We start from the raw sequence: 22598 nt of genomic DNA on the forward strand, positions 1-22598 counted from the left end.
GCGTCGTCTCCCGCGTCACGGCAGCGGCGGGAGGCGACGGTGCCGCTTCTCCCTCGGCTTCTCCTTGGCGCCGGTTGGCCGTGGGGAGGGGCTCTTTGGACACGGCCGTGCCCGCCCGCGGGTCGTGGTTTGCGGCGTTTCGGGCTCGGCAGGAGACGCCTCCGGCGATGGATGCGTGCTATGGGGGCGGGGCGGTCGAGTGTTCCCCCCGCCCACTGCAAGAAATGAGAAAAGCTTCTCGCTGGTTGCTGAATTGCTCTTTCTCTTGCTTGTCCTCTTTTTGGGGGAATATTTTTCGGTATAATTTCTAACTGAATGTCCGCCCTGACCCTTTGGGGCGGGTTTCGATTTTTGGGTGGCCCTGTTTGGCCTATATTCCCAGTTGTGGGAGGTTTTCCGTGGCCCAAGTCGATTCCAACGCCGTGTCTTCCCCCGTACGCTCAGACCTGCCGCGCAACAGGTGGGTCCTCATCGTCGTCAGTATCCTCGTCGGCGCGGCCCTTGCCTCGATCTGGTCCTACCACTTCGTGGACAGCGTGATCGGCGACAATGTCGCCAACACGCTTTTGGGCTATGACGCTAAGGAGGTTCCCCTCGCCGGTCTCGTGTCGGGGACCGTCTTCGCGTTCGTCTCCGGTTTGGCGGGCACGTTCACCGCGTGCAACATCGCCGCGTTCGGCGCGATCGCACCCATGTCGGGCTCTTCCGGTGGCGCGTCCGAAGAGGCGGGCCGCAGCACTGTCCGTATCTCGCAGACCTTGCGGGCCGTCGGCTGGCTCGCCCTTGGCATGGGGATCGTCTCCGCTTCATATGGGGCGATCGGGGTGATGATCGGCGACGGGCTTCCCCAGTTGGCCGAGTCCTCCGGCGAAGGGATCTCCCCGCGCCTGATGCAGGCTTCTGTCGTGTTCGGGATCGTGGGGCTGGCCTTCACCTATCTTGGGCTGGCCGCGCTGCGTGTGGTGCCCGACCCCTTCACGCGACTGTCGGTGCGTTTCCCCAACGCACGTCTGGTGGCCATCGGCGCTCTGATCGGCGGCTTTTTGATCGGGCGACCGTTTCCGCTGTTCCGCGTCATGTTCTCCTACGCCGTCGAGGTCGGTAACCCGCTCTACGGGGCGGGGGTCTTCCTGTTGCAGTCGCTGGGCAACATCACAGTGGTGACACTGCTGTTCCTGCTGCTGGTACACGGGACCCGCGGACGCTTCGTGGGTTGGCTCACCGCTAAACCGTCACGGATCACCGTCATAACGGCGGTCGCCTTCCTCGTGGTCGGTAGCTTCACCTTCCTCTACTGGGATGTGCGCCTCCCGGCGCTGCACGGCTACGGGTGGTACCCCGTCGTGGACTGGTAACGGTGTGTTCCGGCGCGCCGTCGCCGGCTTCCGAGATCGCTCTCGAGCGGTGGTGCCGCCACCGCTCGGGGCGATCTTTTTCATTGTTACCTTTCGCTGGTTCGCCCCCTTCTTCTCACTTGCGGCGCCGGTGCCGACACCACTGGGGATGGTGAGTAATGCGTCAGACGCGAAGGGTCATCGTCGCAGCGTAACCGCTATTTCTTCGGGCTATTTCGGTGGAGGTGTGCCCTAGGTGTTTAGCATAAATTACGCTGTTGTGGAATTCCCTTTCCGTGGTGGGGCATAATCGAAGAAGACGTCAGCTTTCTTTTCGCGCATGCTTAATTCCGAAGGATGAGTATGAGGCCGTGGGCTTCCTGTTCGCGGGAGTGTAGGGCGATTTCCCGGAGTTTGGTGAAAATATGAATGGCGAACGGATTGCTGTCGTTGGCATCGGATTGAGGTATCCCGATGCCGCTTCTCCCGGTGAGCTATGGGAAAATGTGCTGGCCGGCCGCCGGGCGTTCCGGCGCCTGCCGGAGACGCGCATGAATCACGCCGACTACTGGTCGCCGGACCCGGAGGCGCCGGACAGGTTCTATTCCGAAAAAGCCGCTGTGCTACGCGACTACGAATTCGATCGCGTCGCGTACCGGATTGCCGGCAGCACCTACCGGTCGACGGACATGACGCACTGGCTGGCTCTCGACGTCGCGGCGCAAGCACTGGCCGACGCGGGCTTCCCCGACGGTGAGGGCCTTCCCCGGCAGGCCACCGGCGTCGTCTTGGGCAACAGCCTCACCGGCGAGTTCTCCCGGGCGAACACGATGCGGCTGCGCTGGCCCTACGTTCGCCGCACGGTGGCCGCCGCTCTGGCCGAGCGCGGCTGGGACGACGACGAGACAGGGGCGTTCCTGCGCGACCTGGAAACCCGCTACAAGGCCCCCTTCCCGGGGATCAACGAGGACTCCCTCGCCGGGGGACTCTCCAACACCATCGCGGGCCGGATCTGCAACTACTTCGACCTCAGCGGCGGCGGCTACACCGTCGACGGCGCCTGCTCCTCCTCGCTGCTGTCCGTGGCGACGGCGGCCAAGGCACTCGTTGACGGCGACCTCGACGTTGCGCTGGCCGGCGGCGTCGACCTGTCCATCGACCCCTTCGAGGTCATCGGCTTCGCCAAGACCGGAGCGCTGGCCAGCGGCGAGATGAAGGTCTACGACCGTGGCTCCAACGGCTTCTGGCCCGGCGAGGGAGCCGGCGTCGCGGTGCTGATGCGCGAGGAGGACGCGCGCGCCCGCGGCGCGCGGATCTACGCCTCCCTGGCGGGGTGGGCGGTCTCCTCCGACGGCAAGGGCGGCATCACCCGCCCCGAGGCCACCGGCCACCGCCTCGCCGTGCGCCGCGCCTACGACCGGGCCGGCTACGGCGTCGACACAGTCTCCTACTTCGAGGGCCACGGCACAGGGACCGCCCTCGGTGACGCCACCGAGATCGAGGCGCTCTCCGCCGCCCGCCGCGAGGCCGACGCCACGGCGCCGCCCGCCGCCTTGGGCAGCGTCAAAGGCAACTTCGGGCACACGAAGGCGGCGGCGGGCATCGCCGGTCTCATCAAAGCCTGCCTCGCCGTCCACCACCAGGTGATTCCACCCGCCACGGGCCACTATGACCCGCATCCGCTGCTGCTGGAGGACGCGCCGGCCATGTACGTGCCGCGCGAGCCCGTGGCGTGGCCCGCCGACCGTCCCCTACGCGCCGGAGTGTCGGCCATGGGCTTCGGCGGGATCAACACCCACATAGCGGTCGAACAGGCCCCCGACAGCGAGCGCCGCGACGGCCTCGACGAGCGCACCGTGCGGCTGACAGCCGGCCGCCAGGACACCGAGCTGCTGCTATTCGACGCCCACAGCATCGCCGAGCTGGACGAGCAGGTCGGCCGTATCGCGGGTTTCGCGGCCCAACTGGCCATCGCCGAGCTGGCCGACCTCGCCGCCGGCTTGGCCACACACCTGTCCGGCGGGCCGGTGCGCGCCGCCGTCGTGGCCGGCGACCCTGAGACGGCCCAACGCCGGCTGGCGCGGCTGCGCGAGCTGATCGCGGCGGGCGAAGAGGACGTCATCGCCGCCAGAGAGGGCATCTTCCTGGCCCACCGCTCGGCGCCGCCCCGGATCGCCTACCTGTTCCCCGGCCAAGGCTCGGGGCGGGGCGCGGGCGGCGCGATCCGGCGGCGCTTCCCCGCCGCGGAGGAGACCTTCCGCGCCGCGAACCTGCCCATCGGCGGCGACCAGGTGGCCACGGAGGTGGCCCAGCCGCGTATCGTCGCCGGCTCGCTGGCCGGGCTGCGGGTCCTGCGTGGCCTCGGGCTCGACGCCGACACCGCCATGGGGCACAGCCTCGGTGAGCTGACCGCGCTGTACTGGGGTGGCGCGATGGAGCCCACCCAGTTGCTCGCCCTGGCCGCCGAGCGTGGCCGGGCCATGGCCACGGCCAGCCACGGCGGAGGAGCCATGGCCGGCCTCGTGGCCACCCCCACCCGGGTGGCCGAACTCAGCCACGGCGAAGAGGTGGTCGTCGCCGGCTACAACGGCCCCGAGCAGACCGTGATCTCGGGACCGGCCGAGGCCGTGGAACGGGTGTGTGCCAAAGCTGAAGCCGACGGGGTCTCGGCCTCGCGGCTGCGGGTCTCCCACGCCTTCCACTCGCCGCTCGTCGAGCCCGCCGCGGCTGTCATGGAGCAGCGGTTGACCGAGGTCGAGTTCGGCCGGCTCAGCCGCCCCGTGATCTCGACCGTCACCGGCGAGCAGCTTCCACCCACCGCCGACCTGCGCACTTTGCTGCGCGACCAGATCGTGGGGCCGGTGCGTTTCCACGAGGCCGCGGCTACGGCCGCCGACGGCGCCGACCTGGTCGTAGAGGTCGGCCCCGGCCGGGTCCTGACCGGCCTGATGGAGTCGATCGCCGCGAAGACGCCGGTGCTGGCCCTCGACACCGACAGCGAATCGTTCGCCCCACTGCTGGGGGTTCTCGGCGCCGCCCACGCGCTTGGCGTGCGCATCGACACCGCGGCGCTGTTCGCGGGCCGGCTCACCCGGCCCCTGCCGCTCGACGGCACCATGACCTTCCTGGAAAACCCCTGCGAGAGCGCCCCCGAGCTGGGGGCCGGGCTGGACGCCACGCCCGCGGCCGAGCCCGTCGAGCCCGCCGAGACCGCCACCGCGCCGGGCGACACCCACCAGTCCGACCCCGGCGCCGGAACGCTGGAGCTGCTGCGTCGGTTGGCGGCCGAGCGGGTGGAGCTGCCGCTCGAAGCGGTCGGTCCCGACACCCACCCTCTCGACGACCTGCACCTGAGCTCGATCACAGTCGGTCAGATCGTCAACGAGGTCACCCAGGAGCTGGGCCGGCCCGCGCTACAGGCCACCTCGAGCTTTGCCACCGTCAACCTCGACGACCTGGCGCGCATGATCGACGAGTTGGCCGAGACAGCCCAAGACGGCGGCCAGAACGCCGGTGAGGCGGCCGGTGTGGCTCCCTGGGTGCGGGCGTTCTCGGTCGACGACGTCGAGACCCCGCTGCCACCGGCCGTCCCTCGAGACGCCGAAGCGGCGACCGGGGACTGGAGCGTCCACGCCCCGCCTGGCCACCCCTTGGCCGAGCCGCTGCGCGCCGCACTGGCCGCCGCGGGCATCGGCGACGGCGTGCTGCTGTGCCTGCCCACCGAGGGCGGTGAGGACCACGTCGGCCTCGCGCTGGCCGCCGCCCAAACCGCCGCGGCCGGCGGTGGCCGGCTCGTCGCGGTCCAGGGCCGGCTCGGGGCCGCCGGACTGGCCAAGACCCTGCACCTTGAGGCCCCCACCGTGGCGACCACGCTGGTCCACCTGGCCGATGCCGAACCGGCCACCCCCGCCGGTGTCGAGGAGGCCACCCGGCGCGTCGTCGCCGAAGCGGCGGCCACCACCGGCTTCGTCGAAGCCCGCTATGACGCCGAAGGCACGCGCACCGTCCCGGTGCTCGCCCCGCGCCCCGTCGCCGAACCACCAGCGGGGGCCTCGCCCTTGGCCGCCCACGACGTCCTGCTCGTGACCGGCGGCGGCAAAGGCATCACCGCCGAGTGCGCGCTGGCCATGGCCACCGACTCCGGGGCCAAGCTCGCGCTGCTCGGCCGCGCCGACCCCGCCCACGACACCGAATTGGCGGCCAACCTGGAGCGGGTCCGCGCCGCCGGCATCGACTACCACTACGAACGCGCCGACGTGACCTCCGCCGAGCAGGTGGCCGCGGCCGTCGACCGGCTCCAGCAACAGCTCGGCCCGGTGACCGCGGTGCTGCACGGCGCGGGCCGCAACGAGCCCACCGCGCTGTCGGCCCTGACCGAGGAAGCCCTGCGCCAGACGCTGGCCCCCAAGGTCACCGGCCTGCGCGCCGTGCTGTCGGCCGTGGACCCCGAACGCATCAAGCTGCTGGTCACTTTCGGCAGCATCATCGGCCGCGCCGGGCTGCGCGGCGAGGGCCACTACGCCACCGCCAACGACTGGATGAGCGAGCTGACCCTCGACTTCCAGCGCCGGCATCCGCGAGCGCGCGTACTGGCCCTGGAGTGGTCGGTGTGGTCGGGGGCCGGCATGGGCGAGCGCCTGGGTGTTGTGGAGGCGCTCAAGCGCGAAGGCATCACCCCCATCTCGGCGGAGAGCGGGATCGCGCTACTGCGGCGAGTGCTCGCCGACCCCTCGGCCGGCCCACTGCTCGTGGTCAGCGGCAGGGCCAGCGGGCTGCCCACACTGACGATGCGCCAGCGGGAACTGCCGCTGCTGCGCTTCGCCGACCGGGTGCTGGTCCACTACCCCGGCGTGGAGCTGATCACCGAGGCCGACCTGACCGAAGGGGGCGACCCCTACCTCAACGACCATCTCCTCGACGGCGATCTGCTGTTCCCCGCCGTCATCGGCATGGAGGCCATGACGCAAGTCGCCGCCGCGGTGACCGGCCACACCGGCCCGCCGGTGCTGGAAGGGGCCGAGTTCCTGCGGCCCGTGGTCGTGCGGCCAGGAGACGCCACAACCGTCAGGCTGGCCTGCCTCGTCCGCGAGGACGGCGCGGTGGACGTGGTGCTGCGCAGCCAGGACACCGGCTTCAGCGCCGACCACTTCCGCGTCACCGTGCGGTGGCCGCGCCCGGAGCTGCCCACCGGCCCCCAGCCCGAGGCCACCCTGCTGCCGGCGGTGCCCGTCGACCCGGTCACCGAGCTGTACGGCGGAGTGCTGTTCCAGGGCAAACGCTTCCAGCGCCTGCTGTCCTACCGGCATGCCGGCGCCCGCCGCGTGGTCGCCGAAATCTCCACCACTCCTCCGGCGCCGTGGTTCGCTGCGTTCCTGCCGCAGCAGTTGCTCCTGGCCGACCCGGGAACCCGCGACACCGTGATGCACGCCCTACAGGCGTGCGTGCCCGACGCCACCTTGCTGCCGGAAAGCATCGAAAGCCTCCACCTGGCCGACCGCTCCGCCCAAGACACCGACCACGTCGTGCTCGACGCGCGCGAACGCTGCCAAGACGGCGACAGCTACACCTACGACCTGGAGGTGCGCACCCCCTCCGGCACGTTGGTGGAGCGCTGGGACGGGCTGCGGCTGCGCGCGGTACGCCGCGGCGACGGCAGCGGGCCATGGGTCCCCACCCTGCTGGGCTCCCATCTGGAGCGCGCCCTGGAAGGGATTCTCGGCGGCAGCCGCACGGTCGTCGTCGAACCCGACCCGGTCACGGCCGGCGCTGCGGCCACACCCGAGCGGCGGGTCCAGACCGAGCTGGCCGCCAGCCGCGCCTTGGGACGGCCGGCTCGGCTGCACTACCGGCCCGACGGCAAGCCCGAGATCGACGCAGGCACGCTCTCGGCCTCCCACGGTGCCGGACTCACCCTGGTCGTGGTCGGCAGTGGGCGGCTCGGCTGCGACCTGGAGCCTGCGGTGGAACGCGACGAGGCACAGTGGGAGGGCCTGCTCGGCTCAGCGCAGCTAGCCCTACGCGATCTGGTATGTGCCGAAACGGGCGAAACCGCTGCGGTGGCCGGAACGCGGGTCTGGGCGGCGATCGAGTGCCTACGTAAGATAGGCGCCACCGACCAGGCTCTCACGCTCGACACCGTCTCTTCCCCCGGCTGGGTGGTGCTGTCGGCCGGCGATGCCGCTATCGCCACCTGGGTGACCACTGTCAACGACCGGACCGACCCCATCGTCTTCGCCGTCCTCGCCGGAGAGGAGTAACGACATGTCCGGCTATTACGAGATCCGTCACACGGTCGGCTTCGAGGAAACCAACCTTGTCGGCAACGTCTACTACGTCAACTACCTGCGCTGGCAGGGCCGCTGCCGCGAGATGTTCCTCAAGGAGCGGGCACCGGGTGTGCTGGCCGAGCTCCAGGACGACCTCAAGCTGTTCACCCTCAAGGTCGAGTGCGAATTCTTCGCCGAGATCACTGCCTTTGACGAGGTGTCGGTGCGGATGCGGTTGGAGGAGCTGACCCAGACCCAGATCCAGTTCACCTTCGACTACGTCCACCTGCACGGCACAACGGAAACCCTGGTCGCCCGCGGCCGGCAGCGCATCGCCTGTATGCGCGGCCCCAACACCGCGACGGCTCCTGCGCGGGTCCCCGCGGAGCTGTGCGAGGCCCTGGCCCCCTACGCCGCCCCGGTCGCCGCCAAGGGGGCCGGTTCCACTCTCGCGACCGCACCCGCTGTCACCACGGCTGGAGGATGACGTGGCCAACAACGACCCGTCCGCCCATCCCATCGCCGCGCCCCCGCTCGCGGCACGATCCCAGCACTACGGTCCTGCCGCCGAGGAGTCGACGCTGCGCCAGGTCATGGGGAGGTTCCCCACCGGAGTCACCGTGCTCACCGCCGCCGGCCAGCACTGCCACGGCATGACCGCCAATGCCTTCACCTCGGTCTCGCTCGACCCGCCGCTCGTGCTGTGCTGCGTGGCCCGCACCGCGCGGATGCACAAGGCGATCACCGCCGAGCACCGCTTCGCCGTCTCCCTGCTGGAGGCCGGACAGGAGCAGGTGGCGCGCTACTTCGCCGACCGCGACCGTCCGGCCGGTCCCGCCCAGTTCGACACGGTCGAGTGGCTGCCCGGCCCCCACACGGGCGCCCCGTTGCTGTCGGGCTCGCTGGCCTGGCTGGAGTGCGAGGTGGCTCAAGTCCACGAGGGGGGTGACCACTCGATCATCCTCGGCCAGGTGCTGAGTTCGACCAGCGGGTCCGGTCAGGAGGCGCTGCTGTTCTTCAACGGCTGTTTTCAACGAGCCGGCTCCCCCACTCGCTGACCGTTTGTCTGAGGAGATGATCCGATGCTGGTGAGTGTGACCGGCGGTACCGGGTTCGTCGGCGCCCACTCGGTCGCGGCCCTCGCGCGGGCGGGCCACCGGGTCCGGCTGCACGTCCGCGACGCCGCCAACGTAGAGCGGGCACTGGCTCCCCTGGGAGTCGATTCCGCGACCGTCGAGAGAGTAGTCGTCGGCGACGTCACCGACGAGATGAGCGTCGCCAAAGCGGTGCGCGGCACCGACGCCGTGCTGCACGCCGCCGCAGTGTACTCCTTCGACAGCCGGTACCACTCGGCGATGCGCCGCACTAACCAGCGCGGAGCCGAGGTCGTACTCAGCGCCGCTCGCCGCACCGGCGCCGATCCGATCATCCACGTCTCCAGCGTCGCGGCGATGCTGCCCTGCGCGGGGCGGGTGCTGCACGAGCACACGCCCCCCGGGGCAGCGCGGGAACCCTACATGGCGAGCAAGGCCGCGGCCGAGAGGGTCGCGCGCGACCACCAGCGCCAGGGCGCACCGGTCGTGATCACCTACCCCCCTGCGCTGCTCGGGCCGCATGACCCCAACCTCGGTGACCAAAACGCCCGCCTGCGCGACGCGCTGCGCGGGCTGGTGCCGATGTGGCCCTCGGGCGGGTTCCCGATCGGCGATGTGCGTGACACCGCCGCACTGCACGCGGCGGTGCTCACCGCTCCCCGCGACGGCACCGACCGCCACTTCGGCCCGGGGCGCTACCTGTCGACCCGCGCCTACGTGCGACTGCTGCGCGAGGTCACCGGACGGCCGTTACCCGCGGCTGTCCTTCCCGCCGCCGCGATGCTGCCGGTGGGCCTGCTCGCCGACCGGCTCCAGCGCTTCTGGCCCTGGCACCTTCCCGCCGAGTACGGCGCGATCTACACTTGCGCGTGCGCCGCGCGAGTGGCCGACCACGCCAGCACGCTCGGGCTCGTTTCTCGCCCGCCGGCCCAGACCGTTGCCGACACGGTGCACTGGCTGTACCAGCAGGGCCACGTGTCGGCCCGTCGCGCCGGCCGCGCCGCGGTCCCCTCGTCGCCGGTGCAAGTGTGATGCCTACCACCGAGATCGACCTTGTTGTGCCCGCTCCATCCCCGCTCGCCGTCACGAGGACCCAGCCCCCAACGAGAAGTCCCGTCGCCGCCCCGGGGCGGTCGATGGCGGCACTGCGCGGGCATGCCCGGCTGCGCGAGCCGGCCGGGACACGGTGGTGCAGCGCCACCACTCCCGCGGCACGCGCACCGCTCGCCAGCGGCGGGAGTGGCTGCTCGACAAGAGTTCGTGCACCGAGCTCGGCACACACCGCCGTCACCAGGGCCCCAGCCCCCGCAGCGGGGAGCGTTAGCCGGCCGAGCGCCCCCGACACGACGTCGTAGCCGCCCTCCCGAAACCGGCCCCAGCAAGGAGTCCCGTATGACCGTCGACGAGTCCGCCGAGCCTACGCGGCCCGAGCGGCACGTGCCCAACGATGTCGCCTACCGTCACGTCCGGCAGAACGTGGCTCAACTGCTGACGGCCCACCCCGCCGCCACCGAACGCACCGTCGCCGGCTGCCCGCAGTGGCGAGTGCGCGACCTGTTGGCCCATCTTGTCGAGATCTGCACCCGTGTGGCTGGACTGGCGGAAGAGCCGGAGCCCTCCGGCGATACCTCCGTTGCCGACCTGCTCGCCATCTGGAGCCGGGTGGCCGAACCGGCCGAGCGCTTCCTCGCCACCAGTCAGGACCGGCGTACCGGCGTGATGCTCATGGACGCCTTCGTGCACGAGGGCGATCTCCGCGCCACCCTGGGCGAAGATCCACCGCCGGGCGACCATCCGGCGTTTCCCCGCGCCCTCGACGTCGTCGTGGGCGGTTTCTCCGCGCGGGCGCGCGAGCTTGACCTGCCGAGCCTGCGGATCGAGACAGGTGCGCGCCAGTGGGTGACCGGGACTGGACAGGCCGCCGGCGCGCTGCGCGCCGGCCGCCACGACCTGCTGCGTTCATTGGCCGGGCGGCGCACGCCGGCCCAGGTTGCGCGGCTGTCCTGGAGCGCCGACCACCGGGTGTGGCTGCCCGCCTTCACCTGGGGGCCGTTTCAGCCGCCGACACGGCCGGCGGAGGGCACCGCCTCCGCCGTGTGAGCGGCGAGGGCCGTCTCGCGCTGCGGGGTGCCGTTGCCCAGTGAGCGGTGACGCGAGGCCGTCACGGATGCCGTGGCGGCCTCGGCACTGTCGCCGGCGCCCACCATCAGGCCGACGAGTTGGGCCTCGAAACATGTGTCGGCGGTGTAGGGCTCGATCAGGTAGCCCCCGAGTTCGAGGGTGATCAGCCCGTGCAGCGCGCTCCACAGTTGGTGGGCGAGCAATTCCGCGTCACCTGAGTGGAACCGGCCCGCGCCGATGCAGCGGGCCGCGCACTCCACCACGTTGCGCAGGGTGTAGCGCCCGTGCTGGCGGTCCTCCTCCGACAGGGAGAAACCGGCCAGCGAGCAGCCGCCGAACATCACCGTGTACAGGTGGGAGTTGGCCAGGGCGTTGTGGCGGTAGGCCCGGCCCAGCGACGCCATGTCGGCCACGGGGTCACCGGTGGCCGCTACCTGGGTGAGATGGTGCTGTAGCCGGGCGAACCCCTCGTGCACCATCGCCCGTACCAGCCCACTCATGCTGCGGAAATGGGTGTAGACCGCCATGGTTGAGCTGCCGGTCTCGGCGGCGAGCCGGCGGGTGGACAGGGACTGTGGCCCTTCCTCGGCGAGCAGCCGAGCGGCAACGTCGATCAGTGCTGGGCCTAGTTTCGGATTCGCGCGGCGAGGGCTCATCCCGCTAGGCTGCCACGATTCGGAGCTCAGCCTTCTTCTTGACGGCTCAGTTCGTGCCCTCGGGGTGTTCGCAACGTTCCTCGGTTCCTGCCTTCCCCCACGAAGTTCCTGCTCATTCCTTGTAGCGGCCGCCCTTTGTTACGGAGAGCCTTATCTCGGAACGGCACTGTCCGGATCGAGATCCAACCCCTGGCCGCATCCGGTCGCCGAATGGGGGATTGTCGTGCGGGAGAACAGGGTAAACGGTGGCTTCTGGTACGTCCCGACTCAGTGCCGCTAGCTGCGCAAACTTGGCAGGAGAAGCCAAGGGGAACACTGTTTCGAATGGTGTCTGGGGATGTGTAGGTCCGTTTTGGTATGACTTATGGGGGTACGACGCAATCCTAAAGAAGCGTCGAAGGCGATTCGGTGTAACGATGCAGTGGTGTCGATAGACGGAACCATCACTATCCAAAAGCAAAGGGGACAAGAGAACCTCACTTCCCTGAGTGGACGGTTCTAAAGCGCCTTGTTTCACGTGTCACAGGTACGAGGGGGGAGTCGAGCAAGGTCGATACTTGACTCCGTATCCTGAGCCGGCCTTGAGAGGCGCGCCAATGTCGATATCGGGATCGCTGGATCGAAGAGAAGTAGGCCGAAAATGCCGTTTTCCGCTTCTGGTGGAGGATTCCATTAGTCAAACGTCTTTTTTTGTTTGGCTATTCTTCACTTTTCTGATGCCGTCGCGTCCGGTGCTTTGAGGAGGCGTGGTCGTGGCGGGTAAGCCGTTGATCTGCGCAGGTCACGCTGAGACTCCTGTTGAACGCAGGGCGGATTTGTCCGACTCAAGTTTCATTTTTTTTCTAGGGGGAACCACTTCCTTCTGTGGTCGGACATATGTTTTTCTTACGTACTGTTGCTACCACGAAGCGTCATCGCTCCTTGTGAATTAAACACGGGTAGTAGTTCCTTCTCTGATTTTGCTGCCTTCCGGTTGCTTATTTACTGATACTGAATTGTGCGCTAGCATAATTTAAGAAACTAGATATTGAAATTGTCTTCTATTGAGAAATCGGTTCGCTGGGAGAGTGGATCTCTTTTGGGGCGTCCTTTCGTTGGTATATACCCCTGTGGGTCGAACTGCATGAGAAAAGAATCCTGAGTTCGTGTCTCGATTTTTGGGGAGTGATTGTGCGAGAAGCTGTCCAGAAGGCCGTTTCCTTTATTCACGAAAAATACTTTGACCCGATAACGCTCAATGATCTCGCGTCAGAGGTTTTCGTGAGCCCCTATCATTTTTCGCGCATCTTTTCTCGGGCGACTGGAGTGACTCCGGGGCAGTACCTGGCTGCGGTCCGCCTTTTCGAGGCAAAACGGCTCTTGCTCACCACGTCGCTTACCGTCTCCGACATCGTTTGTAGCGTCGGCTACAACAGTGTAGGTACTTTCACCAGTCGGTTCACTCGGGCCGTCGGAATGTCACCCACCCAGTACCGCCACCCCGAAGTCAGTAAATTTCTAGTGGGTATTGCCCCTAACTTTCAGCGTCTCCCCACCTTCGAAACCATTCACCGTCTCAAGGAACTCTGCGGCGCGGATCGCCCCGGCTGCGGAACCATCACCGGAACCCTCGCACTGCCCTCCTCCGTCACGCCGTCCACCGTACTCGTCGGAGTCTTCGACAGCCCCATCCCCCAAAGCGCTCCCGTGGCCTTCCAGGTGCTCACCGGCCCGGAGTTCACCAGGCTGGCTATCACCGGTGTTCCTCCCGGTCGCTGGACAGTCATAGCGGTAGCGGAGAGCACCGCCGCCACCCCGGCCGCAGAGACGCTCCTCGTCGGTACCCTCCGCTCGCCGGTCACGGTCGCTTCCGGGGGGATCTCCCGGGCTAGCCTCCAGCTTCGCGAGCTGCGGCCGACCGATCCGCCGATCGCCGTCACCCTGGCCCCCCAACTCGACTTGCAGCGCAGCCGCAAGAACGTCACCCGACCCCCCTACCACGAAAGGCGCCCTGCCGCCTGACCGTGAGCAAAACGGCTCGATGGGGAGCCCTGTTGTTGCGAAGGTCCTACCCGCTGGTTGTTCTGTGCTGCCCCAGGCTCGAAAGGGGGAGTGCCGACGATGTTCGGCTCATTGCGCAAGAGAGTGTTGACGCCTGCCCTGGCGGAGGTCACCTTCGCCAAGCGCGGATTTCCAGCGGTGCCCTCAGAGGCAACCCGGCGCCTCGAAGCGATTCCGCAGGCGGTGATCTGCGGTTTCGAATGGGGGATCGAGATGGGGGACCTGTGGGGGGTCGAGCGCCGGTTGAGCATGGTGGACCCTGAACTCCGCGGTTTCGCCTACGAAGGTGTCACGATGGCCTACACCATCCGTGACGCGATGGCCGGCGGACGGGGCAACCGGACCCGAAACCTACTGAACGGTTCAGGATACCCACACATATTTCTCGCCTACATCGGCATCGGCTTCGCGATGGCCCGGCTGCCCCGGCCGCTGTGGCGCAAAGTGGTGCCGGTGTTGGGCGAGTCGCCGTACTATCCGACGATGACCTGGCTCGCTGTTGACGGCTACGGCTTTGACCGAGCCTATTTCGACACCCGTCGGTGGGTAGACAGGCAGCAGCTTCCCACTCCCTATCCGTGGGACGGTGCGCCCGACTACTTTCCGCGTGCTGTCGATCAGGGAATCGGCCGTGCCCTGTGGTTCATCCACGGGGCGAGAGCGGTTGACGTCGCCGCCGCCGTCGACCGCTTCCCGCGGTCACGGCGAGCCGATCTATGGAGCGGAGTAGGGCTGGCCTCGGCGTTCGCCGGTGGGGGGACCTACGATGACCTCGCGTGGCTGGCTGCGGCAGCGGGCGACTACCGGCCCCATCTGGCCCAGGGGACGGTGTTCGCCGTCAAGGCACGCGTTCACGCCGGTTTCGTGCCCGCCCACACCGGCAGCGCCGCCACCGCCCTCACCGGCCTGTCCGTCGATGAGGCCGTCGCCGTCGCCGACAGCACCGCCGTGACGCCACAGCAGGGGGGTGACGAGCCGGCCTACGAGAAGTGGCGCCAAAGGATAGCCGCACGTTTTCGTTGACACCCCCTCGCCAGGGGCGAACACGTTTCCCACGGCTGTGCTCGGCGAAGAGAGCACGTCGAAAAGGGGACACGTAACGAACGTCGTCGTGGGAGGCGAGCCGGCCCGGCAACGGGCCCGGCGAGCAGCAGGGCCGGTTCCCCTCCTCTCCCGACATCGCCGCGGTTCGACCAACCGCGCAAAATTTTCGCCGTCTTGCCGTCTGAACGGTTGAAGCGCGCCCCGAAAAAGCGGTTCGCCGCCTCCAATTCCTCCGCTCCGGTAGTCGTGGCCGGTGTGCGCAAAATCGAAGTAGACGCGGTTGCCGCTGGATGGAAAAATCCTTAATACAAATACTAATCCCTGAATTTTCAGTGAGGGCCAAATGGCCAATTTTCTTCGTGTGCTCAGGGGTAAAATACTAACGCCGAGCGTGTCGGCCACCAGGCTGGAAAACCGTGGTTTTCACGAGAAGAGTCCGCAGGCACGTGAACTGCTGGAGTCGATCGGTGCGTACTTTCTGACCGGGTACAGGTACGCCGCCGAAGCCGGAACTCCCGCCGAGGCCGAGGCACGTCTCGAACACGTCCCCACTCGGTTCCGTGGTTTCGCCTACGAAGGCGCGGCCATGGGATTCACCATCGTCGACGCGCTCTCGCCGCGCCGGCGGCGGCTGGCCGGCTTCCTCGCCGGGCGCGGTGACCACCACGTCTACATGGCCTATGTCGGCGCGGGCTGGGCGATGGCCCGGCTGCCCCGGTTCCGCCGACCCGAGATGTCGGTCTACGACCCGCTGCTGCGCTGGCTCGTTCTCGACGGCTACGGCTTCCACCAGGCGTATTTCCACACCGAGCGCTACGTCCGTCGACACTTCCGCGACCCGGCGGCGCAATGGCGATTGGGCCGCCACACCCCCTACGCTCACCGAGCCGTCGACCAAGGAATCGGCCGGGCCTTGTGGTTCGTCGGCGGCACCGACCCCGAACGGGTCGCCACGATGATCGACGCTTTCCCCGATGCACGCCACCGCGACCTCTACAGCGGTGCCGGCCTGGCCGCCACCTACGCGGGAGGAGCCAGCGAGACGGAGTTGGTGACGTTGCGGGAACGCGCCGGCTCCCACCGCCCGCACCTCGCTCAGGGGAGCGCCTTCGCCGCCCAGGCCCGAATCCGGGCCGGTCTCCTGGTGCCCCACACCGAGCTGGCGACCCGAGTGCTGTGCGGTATGGCGCCCGAGGAGGCGGCGCAGGTCAGTGAGGACGCTCGCCCCGCCGACCCCAGCGGCCATGACAGCACTGGCGAAGTTCCGGCCTACGAGGCGTGGCGCGCCCGCATCGCCGACGAGTTCGCAGCGCTTGGGAGGTGCTAGCGCATGACACTCAGCCGTCCCGCCCGCGCTGTCCCACCCGGACCGCCGCGCAGCGCGACACCGGCCATGTTCCGCAAACTGGCCGGCGACCGCCTGGGGCTGATGACCACGGCCGCCCGACACTACGGCGACGCGGTCCGCCTCTCCATCGGTCCCAAAGCGCTCTATTTCTTCAACCACCCCGACCACGCCAAACACGTGCTGGCCGACAACAGCGCCAACTACCGCAAGGGCATCGGTCTGGTCCACGCCCGCCGCGCCCTCGGCGACGGGCTGCTCACCAGCGAGGGTGAGTTGTGGCGCGAGCAGCGCAAGATCATCCAACCGACGTTCCAGCACAAACGCATCGCCCAGCAGGCGGGGATCGTCGCCGCTGAGGGCGCGAAGCTGGTGGGGCGGCTGCGAGAGCGCACCGGCGGCGAACCGGTGGACGTACTGCGGGAGATGACGGGGCTCACCCTGGGCGTGCTCGGCCACGCCCTGCTCGACGCCGACCTCACCGCCTTCGACGCGGTCGGCCACTCCTTCGAGGCCGTCCAGGACCAGGCGATGTTCGAGATGGTGTCGATGAGCATGGTCCCGATGTGGGTCCCCCTGCCCAAACAGCTACGGTTTCGCCAAGCCCGCCGGGAGTTGCAAAGAATCGTCGATCAGCTCGTGGCCGAACGTACGGCCCGCCCTGAGGGCGACGACGTCCTCTCGCGCCTGATCGCCTCCACCCGCCGAGAGGCGGACCCCCGGGTGGGCCGGCAGCGGATGCGCGACGAGCTGGTCACCCTGCTCCTCGCCGGCCACGAGACGACGGCGAGCACGCTGGGCTGGACCTTCCACCTCCTCGACCGGCACCCGCACGTGCTGGAACGGCTGCGCAGCGAGGCCATCGACGTTCTCGGCGACCGGCTGCCCACCTACGAGGACCTGCACCGGCTGACCTACACCACCACCGTCATCCAGGAGGCCATGCGCCTCTACCCGCCAGTGTGGATCTTGCCGCGCCGGGCGCGCGAGGCCGACGAGGTGGGCGGCTACCGGGTGCCGGCCGGTGCCGACGTCCTCATCTGCCCCTACACGCTGCACCGCCACCCCGACCTGTGGGAGGAGCCGGAGCGCTTCGACCCCGACCGCTTCACGGCCGACCGTTCCGCGGGCCGGCAGCGCTACGCCTACATCCCCTTCGGCGCCGGCCCCCGGTTCTGCGTCGGCAGCAACCTCGGGATGCTGGAGGCCACCTTCGTGGTCGCCATGGTCGCCCGAGAGCTGCGGCTGTCCACCGTGCCCGACCACAAGGTGGTCCCCGAGCCGATGCTCTCGCTGCGCGTGCGCGGCGGCCTGCCGATGACCGTACACCCGGCGGTCTGACCGGTGGCGGCCGGTACCGGCGTTCCGGTACTCGCGCCACTCTTCGACCGTGGCCGCCCGGCGAGCTCCCGGCGGTCGGCCACGCCGTCGTCCCGCCCACCACACGGGAGGAGACCCTGTGAAACCGGCCGATACCGAGAACGTGTCAACCACCACCCTTGAAGCCTTCGCCGACACCATCATCCCCGGTGAGAAACGCTCCCCCGAGGACCGTGCGGTCGCCGGCGCGGCCCCCGGCGGCGGCGCGGTCGCCGCCGGAGCCATCGAGCTGCTGCACAACCCCGCGACGGGGATCACCGAGGGGCTGACCGGGCTGGCCGACGCGCTCAACGACCACGCCCGCGCCTACGCCGCCGAGCACGACCTGGCCGGCGACGACACGGTGCCGCCCTTCGTGGCGCTGCCCTTCGCCGACCGTGTCGCCCTGGTGCGCGCGCTCACCGCGCCGGGCCACCCCGAAAAGGAGTTCTGGGTGCTGCTCGCGCTGTTCAGCAACATGGCCTTCGACAGCGCCGCCCACATGCACACCGTCGAGGCCATGGCCCAAGGACACCCCGGCCTCACCGCGATGGGCTTCAGCCAGCCCGACGCCGACGGCCTGTGGCGCTTCCCCGAATACTCCTACGGCCGCAAGCTGGCCGACCTCCACCCCGACACCACCCCCTCAGGGAGCCCTGCATGAACAGCACCGAAAGCACCGACGTCCTCGTGGTCGGCAGCGGTTTCGGCGGCGCGATCGCGGCCTACCACCTGGCCGCCGGCGGCGCGCAGGTCACCGTGCTCGAACGTGGCCCGTGGCTGTCCAGCGAGGACTTCGAGCACGACTTCCTGCTCGGCTCCTCCTACACGCGCGCCTTCGACTTCGTCGTCGGCGACGGCATGAGCATCCTCGGCGGCAACTGCGTGGGCGGCGGCAGCGTCGTCTACTTCGCCGCGCTGCCCCGCGCCCCCCGCTTCACCTTCGAGCGCCACGGCAGCATCGGCCGGCGCATGTGGCCCGCCGCCATCAGCCGCGACACTCTGGACCCCTGGTACGACCGCGTCGCCGAGGCGATCCCGGCCCACACCCAAGACTGGGACGAGGTCACCTACGCCGGCGGGCTGTGGGCAGCCGCCTGCGACCACGCCGGGCGCACCGCCAACCCGGTGCCCAACGGCATCGACAACGACAAGTGCACCAACTGCAACTGGATGATGGCGGGCTGCCGCTTCGACGCCAAGCGCTCCCTGACGTCGAACTACCTGCCCGCCGCCCTCGCCCACGGCGCCCAGATCCGTCCCCTGCACGAGGTGCAGCGCATCGAGCGCACTGACGACGGCGGCTACCGGGTCCACTACACCCTCGTCGACAACGAGGACTACCACGTCCACCGCGACGGCGGCGCGATCGACGCCAAGCTCGTCGTGCTCGCCGCCGGCGCCGGCGCCACCCCCGTCATCTTGCAGCGCTCCGAGCCCGACCTGGGGACCATGCCCCACGCCGTGGGCCGCTACTTCTCCGGCAACGGGGAACGCCTCAACACCGCCGTCGTCAACGAGGACCGGGTGCGTGACGTGCTCGGCCTGGAACGCGGCAACGGCCTGGCCTACGAGGCCAACCAGATCGGCAAGGGTCCGTGCGTGGCCAACTGGGACCGCGTCGACGGCTCGCTGCCCGAGTACTCGCGCTACTCGCTGGAGCAGCTCTACTTCCCGCCCGGGCTGGGCACGATCCTCGCCCAGGTGCCCGGCGCCGACGCCCCCTCCTGGTTCGGTGTCGACAAGAAGGAGATGCTGCGGCGCTGGCGCTCCTGGCTGATCATCTTCTCCATGATCGAGGACGACAACGAGGGCGTCTTCGGGCCGCCGCCCCCCACCGGCAACGCCACCCGCATCTCCCAACAGATGCTGGGACACGGTCCGCTGCGCTACCACCCCACCGCCAACACCCGACGCGCCTGGGCCGAGTCCGACGCCGACGTCAAGAACATCCTGGAGCGCGACGGCCTGGCCACGGTGGCGCCGTGGACCAACGACCTGGTCGGCGCCTACACCGTGCACCCGCTGGCCTCGTGCCGCATCGGCGACGACCCGGCTACCTCGGCACTGGACGACCGTCACGAGCTGCGCGGCCACCCCGGCATCTTCGTCACCGACGGCTCGGCCGTCCCCGGCGCGCTGACGGTCAACCCAGCGATGACCATCGCCGCGCTGGCCGAACGCTCCGTGCCCGCCATCGTGCGCGCCGCCCAAGAGCGCGGTGTCGACGTGAGCTACGGCGCTCCCTCACCCGACGGCGCCACCAGCGCGCGGCGCGCCACCCAGTCGCTGGCCGCCACGGTGGCGCGGTAGTGCCACAGCGCCACCGCCAGAGGTACCCGCCCGCCCGGATGGGAGGTCAGTGATGGCACCGGCTCCGCTGCGAGCGGCACTGCTGCGCACCCTGGACCAGATCCGCTACGTCGACGTGGCCCGGCCCGGGGACGCCCCGGCGCCGGTGGCACGCATCTACGGGCAGGTCGAGCGCGACTTCGGGATGCTCGCGCCGCCCGTGGCGCTACACGCGCCCCATCCCGACGCGCTGGCCGCCAGTTGGGTGTTGCTGCGCGAGACGCTGCTCACCCCTTCCCGCACCGACCGGGCGGCCCGTGAGGCGGTGGCTACCGCCGTCTCGTTGGCCAACACGTGTCCCTACTGTGTCGACGTGCACGGCGCCACCTTGGAGGGGCTGGTCGGGCGCGGGCGCGGTCTCTCGGCGGGGGAGGGGGCGGGTGCCGCGGCCGATCCCCGGCTGCGCGGCGTCGCCGCGTGGGCGGAGGCCGTCGCCACGGCCGAGGGAGCCGCCGGGCACCGCCGGCCCTTTTCCGCCGAGCAGTTGCCCGAACTGGGCGGGGTGGCCCTCACCTTCCACTACCTCAACCGCATGGTCAACGTGTTCCTGGGGGAATCGCCCCTGCCGCGGCGGATGCCGGGAGTGGTGCGGGGGCGGGCGCGTGGGATGCTGGGCCGGTTCCTGCGGCCCGGCGCCCGGCGCGCGCACCGCCCCGGCGCTTCCCTCGACCTGCTGCCGGAGGCGCCGCTGCCGGCCGAGCTGGCGTGGGCCGCCCCCGAGCCCACCGTGGCTCAGGCACTGGCGCGCTCCTGCGCAGCCGTAGCCGCGGCGGGGCGGCAGTGGGTCCCCGAATCCGTCCGCGATCTTGTCGCCGAGCATCTCGCCGGATGGGCAGGCGAGCCGCCGGGGCTCAGCCGCGCCTGGGTCGAGGAGGCGGTGGCGCGCATCCCGGCGCAGGACCGTACGGCCGGACGCCTGGCCCTACTGACCGCGATGGCCTCGTACCAGGTCGACGAGGCGACCGTGGCCGGTTACCGGCGAGACCGCCCCGAGGATGCGGCCTTGGTCGCACTCACGGCCTGGGCGAGCCTGGCGGCGGCACGGCGGCTCGGCGAGTGGCTGCCCACCGTCCCGTCGAGAAACTGAGTGTTACCCGTGTTCCCCCTCTGCTGTCCCCATTCTTGGTCAGGCGGGCCAGGACGGATTCCCCGCCACACCATCGGCACACACGGCACACACGGAGAAGACACGTCACCCCGCCTGTTGCATTCTGGAAAAGAATGCGGTGGGAAAATTCTTTGCTTTTTGAATTTTTCTCCGGAGATATTAATTCCTGTTTTGGGGTGGCGGTGACGGCATGGCGGAACCCCGTGTCCAACAGATGCGAGGTTCGTTGAGCTTCGACCACTCATCACCCCGCCGTCACCACGCCTCCCACCCGCCCCCGTTCCGTCCGTTCGCCAAAAGGGAGAGCGCCGGTCGGGACGTATGCCTCCGACAAGCTGGCGAGAGGACCCAAAAGTAATGACTGACCTACAGGAAGTGATCCGCGATCTCAATGCCGAAGGCGACGACGTCGACCGACTGGTGGCCGACCTCGCCCCCGAGCAATGGTCGCTTCCCACACCGGCCCCCGGCTGGACGATCAAGCACCAGATCGCCCACCTGATCTTCATCTTCCGGCTGGCTGGCACCGCGGCCTCCGACGCCGAGGCGTTCCAGCAGATCATCGCCGGTGTCGGCGACGACTTCGACGGCGCGGTCAACGCCGCGCTCGCCCAATACCTCGACGAGCCGCCCGAGAAGCTGCTCGCCCAATGGCGCTCCGAACGTGCCGCCACGGCCGAGGCGCTGGCCGCCGTGCCGCCCGACCAGACGGTGCCCTGGCTCGTCCGGCCGCTGCCACCGGCGATCCTGGCTTGTGCCGGGATCATGGAGCTGTTCGGCCACGGCCAAGACATCGCCGACGCCCTCGGCGCCGAACGCGAGCGCACCGACCGGCTGCGCCACCTCGCCGGCTTCGCCGTTTTGACCCGGGACTTCGGCTACCACGCGCGGGGGCTCACCCCGCCCGAGGAAGAGTTCCGGTTCGAGCTCACCTCCCCCTCCGGCGAGAGCTGGGAGTTCGGCCCGGCCGAAGCCGAGCAGCGCGTCACCGGTCCCGCCGTCGACTTCTGCCTGTTGGTCACTCGGCGCCGCCATCGCGACGACCTCGCGCTCACCGCCTCGGGCGCCAAGGCCGACCACTGGCTCGACATCGCCCAGGCATACCGCGGTCCAGCCGGCCCGGGGCGTTCCCCCGGCCAGTTCGCCTGAATCGCCGCTGGGAGTTCGGTGAACCTGACGCGGCTATGAGGACGGGCGCCCGATCGTGGGTGAGCAACACCCCGGGCGCCCCGCTGAGACTCCGTTACCTCTCTCGACGCCCGTGCCCTGCCTGGGCCCGCACCGGTGCGGGCCCAGGCAGGGGGCGGTCTCTCTGGCGCCGACACCGACCCCGTAGGTTCAAGGGGACCATGGCGACCTTGACCGGCGACGCCAGCGACGCGCGGCGTAGCGCCGGCACAACCCCAGGGCCGCGCCGCCTTCTACCACCTTGAGTGCGCCCGAAAAACCTCCTCGCAAGCTCCACAACCGGGCGGGAGCACGGTCGTAGAGCCGCGGCGGCGGGGGTGTTTCTATGGGTTTGTCACGTCGGGGTGGGGTGTAGGTGGGGGCTGGTGTGTGTCCGGGGCGGGAGTGTTCTTCGTTCGTTCCTGCCTCGATCGCTGCGCGATCTCGGCAGCCTTAAAAGGGGCACTGCAAAAAGGGGCGCTGTGTCTCTGACACATCGCTGTTGTGCCGGGTGCTGCTGGTGTGGGGGATACGCCGGTGGGGCAGCGTCTCGGTGGGATGGTGGCTGAGGACGCGCCGGAAGACGTCGAGCCGCCCCGCTCTCGTCGGTCCCGTCACGGCGCTCCCCGCCCCCTCTGCCCGGTCACGGCGCTCGCCCCACCCCGTCGGCCCCCAGCCCCGTCGTGGCACCCGTTCCATCCCCGTCCGCCTG

The 22598-nt window shown here is 69.3% G+C and carries 16 protein-coding genes and 1 pseudogene; 15 read left to right on the forward strand and 2 right to left on the reverse strand.

The window, feature by feature from the left end:
- Positions 1-398: 398 nt before the first annotated feature.
- The 6 genes from ABD848_RS14655 (at position 399) to ABD848_RS14680 (ending at position 10794) form a co-directional block, all read left to right on the forward strand.
- A complete protein-coding gene (locus ABD848_RS14655; RefSeq protein WP_344972118.1) occupies positions 399-1355 on the forward strand; it encodes a hypothetical protein in 957 nt (318 codons plus the stop codon).
- A gap of 404 nt (positions 1356-1759) precedes the next feature.
- Positions 1760-7591, forward strand: coding sequence for a type I polyketide synthase (locus ABD848_RS14660; RefSeq protein ID WP_344972119.1), 5832 nt, complete (start codon positions 1760-1762; stop codon positions 7589-7591).
- A 4-nt stretch (positions 7592-7595) separates the two neighbouring features.
- Positions 7596-8087 (forward strand): acyl-CoA thioesterase, encoded by a 492-nt coding sequence (locus ABD848_RS14665; RefSeq protein ID WP_344972121.1) that lies wholly within the window; start codon positions 7596-7598, stop codon positions 8085-8087.
- Position 8088: 1 nt separating this feature from the next.
- A complete protein-coding gene (locus tag ABD848_RS14670; RefSeq protein WP_344972123.1) occupies positions 8089-8658 on the forward strand; it encodes a flavin reductase family protein in 570 nt (189 codons plus the stop codon).
- A 24-nt stretch (positions 8659-8682) separates the two neighbouring features.
- A complete protein-coding gene (locus ABD848_RS14675; protein WP_344972125.1) occupies positions 8683-9726 on the forward strand; it encodes an NAD-dependent epimerase/dehydratase family protein in 1044 nt (347 codons plus the stop codon).
- Between the two features lie 360 nt (positions 9727-10086).
- On the forward strand, positions 10087-10794 hold the full coding sequence (locus tag ABD848_RS14680; protein ID WP_344972127.1) for a maleylpyruvate isomerase N-terminal domain-containing protein: 708 nt from the start codon (positions 10087-10089) through the stop codon (positions 10792-10794).
- On the opposite strand, the gene ABD848_RS14685 is transcribed toward ABD848_RS14680, so the two are convergent.
- Positions 10749-11471 (reverse strand): TetR/AcrR family transcriptional regulator, encoded by a 723-nt coding sequence (locus tag ABD848_RS14685; RefSeq protein WP_344972129.1) that lies wholly within the window; start codon positions 11469-11471, stop codon positions 10749-10751. The two genes, ABD848_RS14680 and ABD848_RS14685, sit on opposite strands and share 46 nt — an antisense overlap.
- A 1170-nt stretch (positions 11472-12641) precedes the next feature.
- On the opposite strand from ABD848_RS14685, the pseudogene ABD848_RS14690 reads away from it, so the two are divergent.
- From ABD848_RS14690 to ABD848_RS14730, 9 genes and pseudogenes are all read left to right on the forward strand, one after another.
- A pseudogene (locus tag ABD848_RS14690) lies at positions 12642-12938 on the forward strand (helix-turn-helix transcriptional regulator); the annotation flags it as partial.
- A gap of 33 nt (positions 12939-12971) precedes the next feature.
- Complete coding sequence (locus ABD848_RS14695; RefSeq protein ID WP_344972353.1) at positions 12972-13472, forward strand: hypothetical protein; 501 nt, start codon at positions 12972-12974, stop codon at positions 13470-13472.
- Between the two features lie 99 nt (positions 13473-13571).
- Entirely contained in the window at positions 13572-14534 is a 963-nt protein-coding gene (locus ABD848_RS14700; RefSeq protein WP_344972131.1) for a DUF1702 family protein, read from the forward strand.
- 364 nt (positions 14535-14898) lie between these two features.
- Positions 14899-15882, forward strand: coding sequence for a DUF1702 family protein (locus ABD848_RS14705; RefSeq protein ID WP_344972133.1), 984 nt, complete (start codon positions 14899-14901; stop codon positions 15880-15882).
- A gap of 3 nt (positions 15883-15885) precedes the next feature.
- Entirely contained in the window at positions 15886-17241 is a 1356-nt protein-coding gene (locus ABD848_RS14710; protein ID WP_344972135.1) for a cytochrome P450, read from the forward strand.
- A 118-nt stretch (positions 17242-17359) separates the two neighbouring features.
- Positions 17360-17923, forward strand: a complete 564-nt coding sequence (locus ABD848_RS14715; protein WP_344972137.1) for a DUF5987 family protein — start codon at positions 17360-17362, stop codon at positions 17921-17923.
- Positions 17920-19572, forward strand: a complete 1653-nt coding sequence (locus ABD848_RS14720) for a GMC family oxidoreductase (RefSeq protein WP_344972139.1) — start codon at positions 17920-17922, stop codon at positions 19570-19572. The genes ABD848_RS14715 and ABD848_RS14720 overlap by 4 nt, the downstream gene beginning before the upstream one ends.
- Positions 19573-19624: 52 nt before the next feature.
- The gene (locus tag ABD848_RS14725; RefSeq protein ID WP_344972141.1) at positions 19625-20698 is read left to right on the forward strand and encodes a carboxymuconolactone decarboxylase family protein; all 1074 of its coding nucleotides are present in this window, start codon (positions 19625-19627) and stop codon (positions 20696-20698) included.
- Positions 20699-21076: 378 nt separating this feature from the next.
- Positions 21077-21868: a TIGR03084 family metal-binding protein gene (locus ABD848_RS14730; RefSeq protein ID WP_344972143.1), complete on the forward strand. Its 792-nt coding sequence runs from the start codon at positions 21077-21079 to the stop codon at positions 21866-21868.
- Positions 21869-22339: 471 nt separating this feature from the next.
- Here the strand turns inward: ABD848_RS14730 and ABD848_RS14735 are convergent.
- A partial coding sequence (locus tag ABD848_RS14735) for a hypothetical protein (protein WP_344972145.1) occupies positions 22340-22598 on the reverse strand: 259 nt, incomplete at its 5' end.

The sequence above is a fragment of the Salinactinospora qingdaonensis genome (assembly GCF_039539445.1).
In the GTDB taxonomy this organism is placed as follows: domain Bacteria; phylum Actinomycetota; class Actinomycetes; order Streptosporangiales; family Streptosporangiaceae; genus Salinactinospora; species Salinactinospora qingdaonensis.

What these genes read in the sequence shown, in the direction of transcription:
- ABD848_RS14660 (WP_344972119.1), top strand. Translation starts at nt 1,760, where the DNA reads ATGAATGGCGAACGGATTGCTGTCGTTGGCATCGGATTGAGGTATCCC.
- ABD848_RS14665 (WP_344972121.1), top strand. Translation starts at nt 7,596, where the DNA reads ATGTCCGGCTATTACGAGATCCGTCACACGGTCGGCTTCGAGGAAACC.
- ABD848_RS14675 (WP_344972125.1), top strand. Translation starts at nt 8,683, where the DNA reads ATGCTGGTGAGTGTGACCGGCGGTACCGGGTTCGTCGGCGCCCACTCG.
- ABD848_RS14680 (WP_344972127.1), top strand. Translation starts at nt 10,087, where the DNA reads ATGACCGTCGACGAGTCCGCCGAGCCTACGCGGCCCGAGCGGCACGTG.
- ABD848_RS14685 (WP_344972129.1), bottom strand. Translation starts at nt 11,471, where the DNA reads ATGAGCCCTCGCCGCGCGAATCCGAAACTAGGCCCAGCACTGATCGAC.
- ABD848_RS14700 (WP_344972131.1), top strand. Translation starts at nt 13,572, where the DNA reads ATGTTCGGCTCATTGCGCAAGAGAGTGTTGACGCCTGCCCTGGCGGAG.
- ABD848_RS14705 (WP_344972133.1), top strand. Translation starts at nt 14,899, where the DNA reads ATGGCCAATTTTCTTCGTGTGCTCAGGGGTAAAATACTAACGCCGAGC.
- ABD848_RS14710 (WP_344972135.1), top strand. Translation starts at nt 15,886, where the DNA reads ATGACACTCAGCCGTCCCGCCCGCGCTGTCCCACCCGGACCGCCGCGC.
- ABD848_RS14720 (WP_344972139.1), top strand. Translation starts at nt 17,920, where the DNA reads ATGAACAGCACCGAAAGCACCGACGTCCTCGTGGTCGGCAGCGGTTTC.
- ABD848_RS14725 (WP_344972141.1), top strand. Translation starts at nt 19,625, where the DNA reads ATGGCACCGGCTCCGCTGCGAGCGGCACTGCTGCGCACCCTGGACCAG.
- ABD848_RS14730 (WP_344972143.1), top strand. Translation starts at nt 21,077, where the DNA reads ATGACTGACCTACAGGAAGTGATCCGCGATCTCAATGCCGAAGGCGAC.